This window comes from Pseudomonas sp. Gutcm_11s, assembly GCF_028649395.1.
In the GTDB taxonomy this organism is placed as follows: Bacteria; Pseudomonadota; Gammaproteobacteria; order Pseudomonadales; family Pseudomonadaceae; genus Aquipseudomonas.
In genome coordinates this window covers 245,014-257,144 of the sequence record NZ_JAQSUW010000010.1, presented here as the reverse complement: position 1 = coordinate 257,144, position 12,131 = coordinate 245,014, and the positions used below count along the sequence as shown (strand labels likewise).

At 70.5% G+C, this 12,131-nt stretch carries 13 protein-coding genes; 6 read left to right on the top strand and 7 right to left on the bottom strand.

Going from position 1 to position 12,131, the window contains the following annotated elements; translation table 11 throughout:
* Nucleotides 1-23 precede the first annotated feature (23 nt).
* The 3 genes from PTT45_RS05855 to PTT45_RS05845 all read left to right on the top strand — a co-directional run bounded on the left by PTT45_RS05855 (nt 24) and on the right by PTT45_RS05845 (nt 2,881).
* Entirely contained in the window at nt 24-1,043 is a 1,020-nt protein-coding gene (locus PTT45_RS05855) for a putative 2-aminoethylphosphonate ABC transporter substrate-binding protein (RefSeq protein WP_273812055.1), read from the top strand.
* A 120-nt stretch (nt 1,044-1,163) separates the two neighbouring features.
* Complete coding sequence (locus PTT45_RS05850; RefSeq protein ID WP_273812053.1) at nt 1,164-2,321, top strand: TIGR03364 family FAD-dependent oxidoreductase; 1,158 nt, start codon at nt 1,164-1,166, stop codon at nt 2,319-2,321.
* Nucleotides 2,318-2,881: an HD domain-containing protein gene (locus PTT45_RS05845; protein ID WP_273812052.1), complete on the top strand. Its 564-nt coding sequence runs from the start codon at nt 2,318-2,320 to the stop codon at nt 2,879-2,881. The genes PTT45_RS05850 and PTT45_RS05845 overlap by 4 nt, the downstream gene beginning before the upstream one ends.
* Here PTT45_RS05845 and PTT45_RS05840 read toward each other — a convergent pair.
* Nucleotides 2,878-3,780 (bottom strand): LysR family transcriptional regulator, encoded by a 903-nt coding sequence (locus PTT45_RS05840; protein WP_273812050.1) that lies wholly within the window; start codon nt 3,778-3,780, stop codon nt 2,878-2,880. The genes PTT45_RS05845 and PTT45_RS05840 overlap by 4 nt on opposite strands.
* Before the next feature lie 87 nt (nt 3,781-3,867).
* Between PTT45_RS05840 and PTT45_RS05835 the strand changes: the two genes are divergently transcribed.
* Nucleotides 3,868-4,749 (top strand): DMT family transporter, encoded by an 882-nt coding sequence (locus PTT45_RS05835; RefSeq protein ID WP_273812049.1) that lies wholly within the window; start codon nt 3,868-3,870, stop codon nt 4,747-4,749.
* A 16-nt stretch (nt 4,750-4,765) separates the two neighbouring features.
* Here the strand turns inward: PTT45_RS05835 and PTT45_RS05830 are convergent, their stop codons facing one another.
* The 4 genes from PTT45_RS05830 to PTT45_RS05815 all read right to left on the bottom strand — a co-directional run bounded on the left by PTT45_RS05830 (nt 4,766) and on the right by PTT45_RS05815 (nt 9,401).
* A complete protein-coding gene (locus PTT45_RS05830; RefSeq protein ID WP_273812048.1) occupies nt 4,766-5,305 on the bottom strand; it encodes a hypothetical protein in 540 nt (179 codons plus the stop codon).
* 170 nt (nt 5,306-5,475) lie between these two features.
* On the bottom strand, nt 5,476-6,849 hold the full coding sequence (locus PTT45_RS05825; protein ID WP_273812047.1) for a DUF3482 domain-containing protein: 1,374 nt from the start codon (nt 6,847-6,849) through the stop codon (nt 5,476-5,478).
* Nucleotides 6,842-8,227, bottom strand: coding sequence for a DUF2868 domain-containing protein (locus PTT45_RS05820; RefSeq protein WP_273812046.1), 1,386 nt, complete (start codon nt 8,225-8,227; stop codon nt 6,842-6,844). Before PTT45_RS05820 ends, PTT45_RS05825 begins: the two co-directional genes overlap by 8 nt.
* 82 nt (nt 8,228-8,309) lie before the next feature.
* Nucleotides 8,310-9,401, bottom strand: coding sequence for a glycerophosphodiester phosphodiesterase (locus tag PTT45_RS05815; protein WP_273812044.1), 1,092 nt, complete (start codon nt 9,399-9,401; stop codon nt 8,310-8,312).
* Between the two features lie 139 nt (nt 9,402-9,540).
* On the opposite strand from PTT45_RS05815, the gene PTT45_RS05810 reads away from it, so the two are divergent.
* Both PTT45_RS05810 and PTT45_RS05805 read left to right on the top strand, forming a co-directional pair.
* Entirely contained in the window at nt 9,541-10,065 is a 525-nt protein-coding gene (locus PTT45_RS05810; protein WP_273812269.1) for a dihydrofolate reductase, read from the top strand.
* Between the two features lie 86 nt (nt 10,066-10,151).
* Nucleotides 10,152-10,799, top strand: coding sequence for a YitT family protein (locus PTT45_RS05805; RefSeq protein ID WP_273812043.1), 648 nt, complete (start codon nt 10,152-10,154; stop codon nt 10,797-10,799).
* Here the strand turns inward: PTT45_RS05805 and PTT45_RS05800 are convergent.
* Entirely contained in the window at nt 10,781-11,248 is a 468-nt protein-coding gene (locus PTT45_RS05800; protein ID WP_273812268.1) for a metallophosphoesterase family protein, read from the bottom strand. The two genes, PTT45_RS05805 and PTT45_RS05800, sit on opposite strands and share 19 nt — an antisense overlap.
* A 37-nt stretch (nt 11,249-11,285) precedes the next feature.
* Nucleotides 11,286-12,131, bottom strand: an 846-nt coding sequence (locus PTT45_RS05795) for a solute carrier family 23 protein (RefSeq protein WP_273812042.1), incomplete at its 5' end; no start/stop codon positions are given.

Here is a 12,131-nt window from a genome sequence, read left to right as displayed (position 1 = left end):
GCCTCACCACTAGGAGCTCCACCATGTTCAAACGCACCGCTTTGGCCGCCGGCCTGCTCGCCGCCTGCGCCCTGCAGGCCCAGGCCAACACCGAGCTGACCGTCTACACCGCGCTGGAAGTCGAGCAGCTCAAGCCCTACCAGGAAGCGTTCGAGAAGCAGAACCCGGACATCAGCATCAAGTGGGTGCGCGACTCCACCGGCATCGTCACCGCCAAGCTGCTGGCCGAGAAGGATCGCCCGCAGGCCGACGTGGTCTGGGGCCTGGCCGGCTCCAGCCTGGCCATCCTCAAGCAGCAGGACATGCTGGTGCCCTACGCCCCGGCCAACCTGGACAAGATCGGCGCCAACTACCGCGACGCCGCCAACCCGCCGGCCTGGGTCGGCATGGACGTGTGGGCCGCGACCATCTGCTTCAACACCATCGAGGCCGAGAAGCAGGGCCTGCCCAAGCCGACCAAGTGGGAAGACCTGACCAACCCGGTGTACAAGGACAAGATCGTCATGCCCAACCCGGCGTCCTCCGGCACCGGCTACCTGGACGTCAGCGCCTGGCTGCAGACCTTCGGCGAAACCGGCGGCTGGGCCTACATGGACAAACTGCACGCCAACATCGGCCAGTACACCCATTCCGGCTCCAAGCCGTGCAAGCTGGCCGCCGCCGGCGAGTTCCCGATCGGCATCTCCTTCGAGTACCCGGCCGTGCAGCTCAAGCGCAAGGGCGCGCCGCTGGACATCGTGCTGCCCAAGGAAGGCCTGGGCTGGGAGATCGAGGCCACCGGCATCGTCAAAGGCACCGACCAGCTGGAAGCAGCCAAGAAGCTCGCCGACTTCGCCGCAAGCCGCGAGGCCATGGACCTGTACAAGGCCAACTTCGCCGTACTGGCCCAGCCGGGCATCGCCGAACCGTTCCAGGAACTGCCAGCCGACTACGAGCAGCGCCTGATCAAGAACGACTTCGCCTGGGCCTCGGAGAACCGCGACAAGATCCTCGCCGAGTGGCGCAAGCGCTACGACGGCAAGTCCGAACCGGTGGCTCAGTAAGTCTGTGCAGGCCCCTTCGCCCACATGGGCGGAGGGCGCCTGAGCTTTCCCCGGCCATGACCGGGACAGTTTTTCGTTCGGCCGCACTGGCGGCCGACCTTCTCGTTTCAGGAGTTTCCCATGAGTCAGCACGACTGCGACCTGCTGGTCGTCGGTGCCGGCATGCTCGGCCTCGCCCATGCCTGGGCCGGCGCCAAGCGCGGCCTCAAGGTCAAGGTCTTCGAGCGCACCGCCACGCCGCTCGGCGCCTCCATCCGCAACTTCGGCCAGGCCCTGGTCACCGGCCAGGCGCCGGGGCCGATGCTCGACCTGGCGCGCCAGGCCCACGGCCTGTGGGCCGAGTTGGGCAAGGCCGCGGGCCTGGCGCTGAAGCAGCAGGGCTCGCTGGTGTTCGCCCGCACCGAGGCCGAGGAGGCCATGCTCGAAGCCTTCTGCGCCGGCCGCGCGCGTGAGCTCGGCTACCGCGTCGAACTGCTGCGCGGCGCCGCGCTGGACGACCTGTACGCCGGCCGCTTCGCCCACCACCGCGCCGCCCTGCACGGGCTGGACGACCAGCAGCTGTACTCGCGCGAGGCACTGCCGCAGATCGTCGACCACCTGCGCGACCTCGGCGTCGAGTTCCATTTCTCCACCCTGGTGCGTGATGTCGAGTCCGGCAGCGCGCTGACCACCGCCGGGCGCTTCACCGCGCGGCACATCCTGGTCTGCTCCGGCCACGACTACCAGACCCTGCTGGCCGAACCCATGGCCGCGCTCAAGCCGTCCGTGTGCCGCCTGCAGATGCTGCGCGCGCGCCTGGAGCGCCCGCTGGACCTGCAGCACGCCGTGCTCACCGGCCTCAGCTGCGTGCACTACGGCGCCTTCGCCGACCTGCCCGAGGCCGCAGCGATCCAGGCCGAGATCCGCCGCGACTACCCGGCGCTGGAGCAGTACGGCATCCACCTGCTGGTCAGCCCGACGCCCTATGGCGAGCTGATCATCGGCGACTCCCACGACTACGGCAGCGACGCCGCGCCGTTCAACGCCGAGGACGTCGACCAGCTGCTGATCGAGCTGGCCGAGCACACCCTGGGCGGTCGCCTGCAGGTGCTGGAGCGCTGGCAGGGCGTGTACGGCTCGCGCGGCCCCGGCCCGTTCAGCGTGCTGCGCGCCGCCGAGGGCGTGACCGCGGTGCTGATGCACACCGGCCTGGGCATGAGCGTCGGCCTCGGCCTGGGCGAGCGCACCATCGCCGCGCTGCTCGGCGAGGGCGACTGGCCCGTGGCGCTGCCGGCGTGAGTGCCGCGCTGGCGGTGGCCGAGCTGTTCGCCCTGTGCCGCCAGCAGGCCCAGGCCGACTACATCGGCGAGACGGTCAGCCAGCTCGAGCACATGGTCCAGGCCGCCGAGCTGGCACGTGACGAGGGCGCCGACGAGGAGCTGATCCTCGCTGCCTTCTGCCACGACGTCGGCCACTTCTGCGTGCCGCCGGCGGCGCACAACAGCATGGCCGGCCTCGGTCGCCAGGGCCACGAGCGGGTCGGCGCGCGCTGGCTGCGCGGCCTGGGATTCTCCGCGCGGCTCAGTGGCCTGGTGGCCCTGCATGTCGAGGCCAAGCGCTATCTGTGTCGGCGTGAGCCGGGTTATCTGGTGGCGCTCAGCCCGGCCAGCCTGCAGACGCTGAGCTGGCAGGGCGGGCCGATGAGCGAGGACCAGGCCGATGCCTTCGAAAGTGATCCGCTGTTTGCCGACAGCCTGCGCCTGCGCCGTTGGGACGAAGCGGCCAAGGTGCCCGGCCGGCCGCCGGCCGAACTGTCCTGGCTGGAAGAGCTGGCCCTGCGCCTGCTGCAGAGCGCCTAGCCGGCCAGCCAGGCCGCCAGGTGGTCGATCAGCGCGCGCAGCTTGGGCGGCAGGTGGCGGTTGGACGGGTACAGCGCCCAGGCCGTGCCGTGGTAGTAGCCGGTGTAGCGCCAGTCGCCGAGTACCTGCACCAGCCTGCCATCGGCCAGCACCTCGGCCGCGGTGAAGCTCGGCAGGCAGGCGATGCCCAGGTGATTGAGCGCGCCGTTGAGGCGTACTTCGCTGTGGTTGCTGGCGAAGCGACCGCGCACGGCCACCGTGCACTGCTCGCCGTCCTTGGCGAAGTGCCAGCGGTGGTCGTCGGCGCGCTCGTCCAGGTACAGGCAGCGATGGCGCACCAGGTCCTGCGGGTGTTGCGGCGTGCCCTGGTCGGCCAGGTACTGCGGCGTGGCGCACAGCAGGTGCTCGACCTGGCACAGCGGTCGTCCGGCCATCTGCTCCGGTGGTTGCTCGGTGATGCGGATGATCAGGTCGAAGCCCTCGGCGATCGGGTCGGGGCTGCGGTCGCTGAGGTTGAGGCTGACGTCGACGTCCGGGTGCCTGGCCAGGAAATCCGCCATCAACGGCGCGACCAGGTACTTGCCGAAGGCCTTGGGCACCGACAGGCGCACCTGGCCACGGGCATCGCTCATCAGCCGCTCGCCCACCGCCACGGCCGCCTCGGCGGCGCCGAGCATCTCCCGGCAGCGCTCGAACACCTCGCTGCCGGCCTCGGTCAGGCGCAGGCGTCTGGTGGTGCGTTCCAGCAGGCGCAGGCCCAGGGCCGCCTCCAGTTGAGCCAGCTGGCGGCTCAGCGCCGAGCCGCTGGTGTGCAGCTGGCGCGCGGCGGCGGAGAAGCTGCCGCACTCCACCACGCGGACGAAGCTGGCCATCAGCGGCAGCAGGTTATTCATGCTCATGGGGAACGAGTCTCGTGCGGAATGACCTGATTATCGCGATGAGGTTGGCAATGGACAATCGCCACCTTCCCATCGTGAGCCGCCGCCATGACCAGCCTGACCGCCACCTACCGTTCCCGCCTGCTGCATGGCAGCGACCTGCTCCTGCTGCTGGTGGCGCTGGTGTGGGGCACCAGCTACGGCGTGGCCAAGCAGGCGCTGGTGTTCTATCCGGTGCTGGGTTTCCTCGCCGTGCGCTTCTGCATCACCTTCGTGCTGCTGGCGCCGCAACTGCGCGGCGAAGGCCGGCGTGCCTGGGCGCCCGGCCTGCCGCTGGGCCTGGTCCTGCTGGCGATCTTCCTCTGCGAGACCTACGGCGTGCAGCTGACCACGGCGAGCAACGCCGCCTTCCTGATCAGCCTGTGTGTGGTGCTGACGCCCTTCGTCGAGTGGCTGATGCTTGGCCAGCGCCCGGACGCGCGCCTGCTGCCGGCGGTGGCGCTGTCGCTGCTCGGCACCTGGCTGCTCAGCGGTGGCGTCGATCTCGACTTCGGCCTGGGCGACGGCCTGATGCTGGCCGCCGCGCTGCTGCGCGCCTTCCAGGTGTGCCTGACCCGCCGCCTCACCGCCGACCGCGAGGTGCCGCCGCTGGCGCTGACCGCCGTGCAGTCCGGGGTGATCGGCTTCGGCTGCCTGCTGCTCGGCGCGCTGCTGCTGCCCGAAGGTCTGCCGCCACTGCCGACCGCACCGGCATTCTGGGTCGGCAGCCTGTACCTGGTGCTGTTCGCCACCCTGTTCGCCTTCTACGTGCAGAACTGGGCGCTGAGCCGCAGCAGCCCGACCCGAGTGAGCCTGCTGATGGGCAGCGAGCCGCTGTTCGGCGCGCTGTTCGCCGTACTCTGGCTGAGCGAGGAGCTGAGCCTGCAGGCGTGGATCGGCGGGCTGCTGATCGTCGCCGCCACCCTGTGGACCAGTCTCAGCCGGCGCTGATCAGGCGCTGGCGGCCTCAGGAGAACAGCGTCGTCTGCTCTTCTGCGGTGGCCTCAGTGGCAGAGATGCCATTGGACTTCTCCTCCTGCTCCTTGGCTGCCTGTAGTTCGGCGCGCTGCTGCATGCGCTCGGCGATCTGCTTCTCGATCGCCTCCTGCTTCTCCGGCGGCATTGCGTCGATCTCCTCCTCGGTCAGGCCCATCTCCTTGAGGATGGCGTCGCGCATCTTCTCGGCCGGGGTCATAGCCATGTACTCGCGGAAGGCTTTGACGGCCGGGTCCTCGTCGCCGAGGCTCTCGCTGAGCTTGCCCTGGCTGACGCTGCTCTCGATGCCATCGGCCTCGGCGCGGTTCTGCAGGTTGATGCGCAGCTTGGCGAAGGATTCCTCGTAGGCCTGCTCCGACTGGTGGTCGTAGCCGGCGTCGGCCTTGAAGCTGGGGGTCGGTGCGACGGGCGGGGTGAGCGCCAACTGTTCCTCTTCGCGAAAGTCCTCTTTGCTGCGCAGGCCGGTGGCGGACAGCGAGTACTGCCCACCGATGCCGCTGATGCTGTTCATGGCTCCTCCTGGATCCGCATGAGCGCGGACTGTGCCAGGAGCAAGGCCGATGCCAGGTCGCCTGTCTTTTCTGCAATGGCTTGTGGATCAGCGGCTTGCGGCTGGCCAGGCGAGCGGCGCCAGGGGCTGCAGGGGGAAGCCGGCGGCAAGCGGCTGCCGCTGGCGACGCCTCAGTTGCCGCCCAGCTCCTCGCCCAGGCGTTCCACCTGCTCGCGGCGTTCGGCCTGGTCCAGGCGCGCGCCGGGGTTGAGCGACGACCATTCCGGATGGGCGCGGGCGCGGTGTAGCGCCTCGGGCAGCTTGCGCTCGCGCCAGCTGTCGTCACGCGGGGTGTCGAGCTGGATGGTGCCGGTCGCCGCATGGCCGCGGGCGAGCAGGGCGGCCAGCAGTTGGCGCTGGCGCAGGGCGAGCAGGCGCAGCACGTTGTCGTCCACGCTCAGTTCGCGCTGGCCCTTGAGCTTGCCGAGCAGGCGCCCGCCATAGTTGCGCGCGGTCTGCAGGCCGCCGCCGGCCAGTGCGCCGAGCAGCGCGGCGGCGCCGAGGGTGAGACCGCCGACCAGCAGGTCGACGCCGGCGCCGGCGGCAGCCCCGGCAGCCATGCCGCCACCGACCTTGACGCCGAGTTGGCGCAGGGTCTCGGGGTTGAACAGGTCGTCGCCCCAGCGCCCGTCGGTCAGTGGCAGCTCGCCGGCCTGGGCATCGCCGGTGCGGAAGGCATACAGGCGCAGCAGGGCCTCGACGCACTGCTGCTCGCGCTGGCGCACGGCCTGGTGCAGCGCGGCGATCTCGCCCTGTTCGATCTGTGGCTGGGCGGCCACGCTGCGGCGGCAGGCGGCGCAGTCCACCAGCAGCTCGGCGATCAGCCTGGCGCCCGCCTGCCGCCGTGTCTCGGCCTGGGCCTCGTGGTCGGCGATCAGCCGGTCCAGCTGCGGCCGGGCGGCCTCGATCAGCAGGGCCAGGCTCTCGTACAGGCGCCGTTCGCCGTCCAGCGGCGGCGCCACAGTGTCGAAGCGCACCAGCGCATGCAGGCCGAGACGGGCCAGGGCCTCGCGCCATTCATTCTCGCGCTGGCGTTCGCTGGCGCTGAAATTGAGGATCGGCAGCAGCGGCTTGCCGCAACCGGCCAGCACCGCCAGCTCGTCCTTGTACTTGGCCAGCACCGGCTCGCGGGCGTCGATCACGTACAGGCCGGCGTCGCTGGCCATCAGCTGGCGCAGCACCTTGGCCTCCTGCTCGAAGCGCTGACGCGCCTCGGCGCCGTCGAGGAAGCGCAGCGTGCGTGCCGGGCCGTCCAGGCGCTCGCCCGGTCGGTCGAGGCGCTCCAGGTAGTCGAGCAGGGCGATGGCGTCTTCCAGGCCGGGGGTGTCGTACAGCTCCAGCAGCGCCTCGCCGTTCACCGACAGGCGCGCGCCCTCGACGTGACGGGTGGTGCTGGGCCGGTGCGAAACCTCGCCGAAGCCGGCGTCGCGCAGCAGGGTGCGCAGCAGCGAGGTCTTGCCGACGTTGGTGTGGCCGACCACGGCCAGGCGCAATGGCTTAGTCATGGCCGCTCTCCAGCCAGCCCAGGGGCGAGGTATCGGCGAAGGCCAGGCCGAGGCGTTGCAGGGCCTCGTGCCAGTCGCCCAGGCGCTGGCTGTCGAGGGCCTCGCCCGGCGGTGGCGTCAGCAGCCAGACGCGTGTGGCGGCGGCCGTGCGCGACAGCTCGCCGAGCAGCGCCAGGGTGCCGCGGTCCGGCGAGCGGCGCGGGTCGACGGCCACCACCAGGCGCGCCGGCGGGAAACGGGTCAGCTGGTCGAGCAGATGGCGGCGCTGTTCACGGCTGTCGAGCACGCCGGCATCGGCCACGCCCTTGCCCAGCGGTGGCGGCCAGGGGCGGCTGTCGTCCAGTTCCACCGCCACCAGCAGGGCGCCGGCGCTGGCCTGCACGGCGGCACCGGCCTGGGTCTCGGGCAGCGCGGCCGGAGCCGGGTCGATCACGCCCAGGCGCTCGGCCGGCGGCTGCAGGTGTTCGGCCAGCAGGCGATAGGCCGGCAGGCTGAGGTCGAGGCTCAGGCGCCCGTGGCCGTGCTGCCAGCGCCACAGGCACAGCAGCAGGCACAGGGCGCGCGGCAGCAGGCCGAACACCAGCAGCACGCCGAGCAGCCAGCCGGCCCAGGCGTGGCGGGCGGCTTCGTCTGTCAGCGCGGTGTTGCCGCTGGCGCGGATGGTGTCGACGTCCGGCAGGGGGAAGCCGAGCAGGGCGGGCAGGCCGCCGAGCAGGTGGGTGAGGGCGACGAAGGCATCGCTGGAGAGCAGCGTGGTCTCCCAGACGAAGCCATAGCGCCGGGTGCTGAGCAGGAGCAGTAGCATCACTGCCGCGCAGCCCAGCGCCAGCAGCCACAGGCCGTGGACCAGGGCGCCGAGCAGCCAGCGGTTGAGTCGGCGGCGTTGCAGCAGCAGGACCAGCGCCGGGCCGAGCTGGGCGGCCGCGGCGTCGCGTGCCAGCTTCTCGCTGAGCCAGAGCCACAGGCGGCCGAGCGCGGCCTGGTGCTCGCCGGCCAGGAGCAGGCCGAGCAGCCAGCCGAACAGGGTCAGCAGATGCAGGCCGAGCAGGCTGCCCAGGGCCCAGAACACGTTGACCGGGCGCGAACCGTCGCCCAGCGCGGCGAAGGCCAGGCCGGCGCCGCTGAGCAGGGCCAGCAGGCTCAGCGCCAGGAGGGCCAGGCGTGCGCCCTGCAGCCAGTGGCGCAGGGCACGGCTCTGGCCGTCGCGGCCGGCGAGGAACAGGGCGCGGGCCTGGATGCGCGTAGCCAGGTCGCTACCGGCCTGGCGTGCCAGGCGGTTGGCTTCGGCGTCCTCCAGCGGGCCGGCGTGCTCCTCGCGCAGGCGGATGGCTTCGCACAGCCAGAGGCATTGCAGGTGGTTCGATCGGGCTTCGCTCACGCGGCGTCTCTTTCACCGGAATGAGGCCGCAGCATAACCGCACAACAACCGGCGCCGCGACACGGCGGCGCCCATTGCCGCCTCAGCGTTGCCCGCGCAGGCGCACGGCGATGTCCGGCTGGTCGGTGAACAGCCCGTCGATGCCGGCCTCCAGGTAGGCGCGCATCTCCGCCGCGCTGTCGCCGCGTTGCTCAGGGCGTTCGCTGCTGCGCAGGCTGGTTGGCAGGAAGGCGTTCTCGGCGCGGAAGGTGTAGGGATGCACCTTGAGCCCGGCGGCGTGGGCGTCGGCGACGAAGCGGGTCGGCTGGCCCAGGTTGCCGGCGGCGTCGCGCGGGATCACGTAGCTCTTCTCCGGGCCGACGCCGGCGGCGTAGCGGGCGACGCGGCGCAGGCCCTCGGCCGTGGCCATCTGCGCGTAGGTCAGGCTGGAGCCCTGTGCCTGCTGGTCGTAGGGCTGGCCGCTGCCGTACAGCTGGACCAGGCGCAGGCGGCTGCGCTGCGCCATCTGCCGCAGGTTGTCGACCTCGAACGACTGGATGTACACCGGGTCGCGTTTGTCCTGGTAGCCGTTGCGCGCCAGGGTGCGCAGCAGCGGGCCTTCCATGGCCAGGCCGAGCTGCTGGAAGTGGGTGGGATGTTTGGTTTCGATGTACAGGCCGATGCGCCGTTTCTCGCTGCGCTCCAGGGTCTTCACCAGGTCGATGATCTCCTGCAGGGTCGGCACGGCGAAGGCGCCGTCCAGGCGCGCGTTGCCGGGGCGGATGGCGGGAATGCGCTCGATGGCGTGCAGGCTCTTCAGCTCGGCCAGGGTGAAGTCCTCGCTGAACCAACCGGTGAGGCTGATGCCGTCGACCGTCTGGGTGCGCTTGCGCTCGGCGAATTCGGCGCGGGCGGCGACGTTGGTGGTCAGCCCCAGCTCGTTGTCGTGGCGCGCCACCAACTGGCCGTCGCGGGTCATCACCAGGTCCGGCTCGATGTAGTCGGCGCCCTGCAGCACGGCCAGGGCGTAGGAGGCCAGGGTGTGTTCCGGCACATAGCCGCTGGCGCCGCGATGGCCGATCACCAGTGGCGTGGGCTCGGCGCGGGCGGTGGGCGCGGCATCGCCGGCGTGGGCGAACAGGGGCAACGTCAGGCTGGCGGCGACCAGCCAATGCCGCAGGGATTGGATCTGCATGGCAACGCTCCTTGCGGGGTGGGGAGAGGGTAACAGCGCTTCCACCCTGACCGCCCGCGATGACCGTTTACCGAACATGTCATGGCAGGACGATGACCGCCGGCCATGCTGCGCGCTGCTTCACACCGGGGCCTCTGGTATCCTCGCGGCCATGAACCAGACCCTGCCCCTCTGCCTGATCGCCGCCCTCGCGGAAAACCGCGTGATCGGCCGCGACAATCAACTGCCCTGGCACCTGCCGGCGGACCTCAAGCACTTCAAGGCCAAGACGCTCGGCAAGCCGATCATCATGGGCCGCAAGACCTGGGATTCGCTGGGCCGGCCGCTGCCGGGTCGCCTCAATCTGGTGGTCAGCCGCCAGGCGGGGCTGCAGCTGGAAGGGGCCGAGGTGTTCGCCTCGCTGGAGCAGGCTATCGTGCGTGCCGACGAGTGGGCCCGCGCCCAGGGTGTGGACGAGCTGATGCTGATCGGCGGCGCCCAGCTTTACGAACAGGGCCTGGCCCAGGCCGCGCGCCTGTACCTGACCCGCGTGGCCCTGCAGCCGGAAGGCGATGCCTGGTTCCCGGCCTTCGACGAGGCCGCCTGGCAGCGCAGCGATAGCGAGGAACACCTCGCCACTGAAGGCTCGCCGGCCTACCGCTTCGAGACCTGGCAGCGCCGCTAGGTCTTTTCTTCACTGGCATTGATCGACGTCGCTTTCCACGGAAGGCGGCGCCCTATGCTTGCGTCTTCTTTCGACAGGTTTTCCGCATGACTGACAACACCGCCGAGCCCGCGCAGACGGAAACGGTTGCCGCCATCTTCGTCCGCCACCCGCTGTGGGAGGATGCCCTGGCGCTGCTGTTCGGCACCGCCCTGGTGGCACTGGGCATCGCCTTCTACGGCCAGGCCGGGCTGCTCACCGGCGGCACCGTGGGCGTCGCCTTCCTCGCCAAGTACCTGGCCGGCTGGCCATTCGGCCTGGTGTTCTGCCTGGTCAACCTGCCGTTCTACCTGCTCGGCATCTGGCGCCTGGGCTGGGGCTTCACCCTGCGCACCGGCTGCGCGGTGCTGCTTGTGTCGCTACTGGCCGAGCTGACCCCGGGCTGGGTCGCCTTCGCCCACCTCAACGTGCTGTACGCCGCGCTGTTCGGCGGCGCGGCCATGGGCCTGGGGCTGCTCATGCTGTTCCGCCACCGGGCCAGCCTGGGCGGAGTGAACATCCTCGCGCTGTTCATTCAGGAACGCTTCGGCGTGCGCGCGGGTACGGTGCAGATGGGCATCGATGCGGTCATCGTGCTGGGGGCGATCTTCGTGGTGACGCCGGACAAGGTGGCCCTGTCGGTGCTCGGCGCGGTGATGCTCAACCTGGTGCTGGCGCTCAATCACCGCGCCGACCGTTACGTCGGGGTGAGCTGAAGCTCAAGTAGCTCGGCGCGCACGGCGCCGTGGTCGATATGCAGCAGGCCGACGCTGATCGGCAGCTTGAAGCGCCGTGGCCCGGCGCTACCCGGATTGACCCACAGGCGCCCGTCGCGCTGCTCGATCAGCGGTTTGTGCGAATGGCCGGTGATCACCACCTGCACGCTTGCCGCCAGCTCGGCCGGCACATGGGCCAGCTCGTGCACCAGGTACAGGCCCACGCCGCCCAGGTGCAGCTCGAGCGCTAGCGGCAGTTCGGCGGCCCAGTCCAGACCCTCGTCGTTGTTGCCGCGCACCACGCTCAGTGGAGCGATCCGGCGCAGCGCGTCGAGGATCTCCGGCTTGCCGATATCGCCGGCGTGCAGGATCTGATCGCAACCCGCCAGGGCCGCCAGCGCCTCGGGGCGCAGCAGGCCGTGGGTGTCGCTGATCAGGCCGATGCGCAGCGTCTGTTCGGGCAAGTTCGGCCTCCTGTGGCTGCCATTACGGCTGCTTCGGCGTCTCTGGCAGGAACCAGTTCAGCAGCAGGGCGCAGATGCCGCCAGTGGCGACGCCGGACTCCAGCACGTTGCGCAGCGCCGCCGGCATGTGCGCGAGGAACTCCGGCACCTGCGACACGCCCAGGCCCAGCGCCAGGCTCACGGCGATGATCAGCAGGGCGCGGCGGTCGAGGTCGATGCCGGCGAGGATGTTGATGCCCGAGGCGGCTACCGCGCCGAACATCACCATGGCCGCACCGCCGAGCACCGGCTCCGGCACAGCCTGGATCACCCCGGCGACGCTGGGGAACAGGCCGAGCAGCACCAGCATGGCGGCGATCCACAGGCCGACATGGCGGCTGGCCACGCCGGTGAGCTGGATGACGCCGTTGTTCTGCGCGAACACCGAGCTGGGGAAGGTGTTGAACACCCCGGCCAGCAGCGAGTTGGTGCCGTTGACCAGCACGCCGCCCTTGATCCGCTGCATCCACTGTGGGCCTTCTACCGGCTGGCGCGAGATCTTGCTGGTGGCGGTGATGTCGCCGATGGCTTCCAGCGAGGTGACCAGGTAGATCACCAGCATCGGGATGAACAGGCTCCAGGAGAAGCCGATACCGAAGTGCAGCGGCATCGGCACCTGGAACAGCTCGGCCTGGTGCATGCCGGTGAAGTCCAGGCGGCCCAGGTAGCCGGCCAGGGCGTAGCCCACGGCCAGGGCGATGACGATGGCGCAGCTGCGCATCCACACCACCGGGATGCGGTTGAGCACCACGATGATGCCCAGCACGCTGCCCGACAGCAGCAGGTTCTCGGCGTTGGCGAAGGTGCCGTTGCCCAGCGCGGCGAAGCC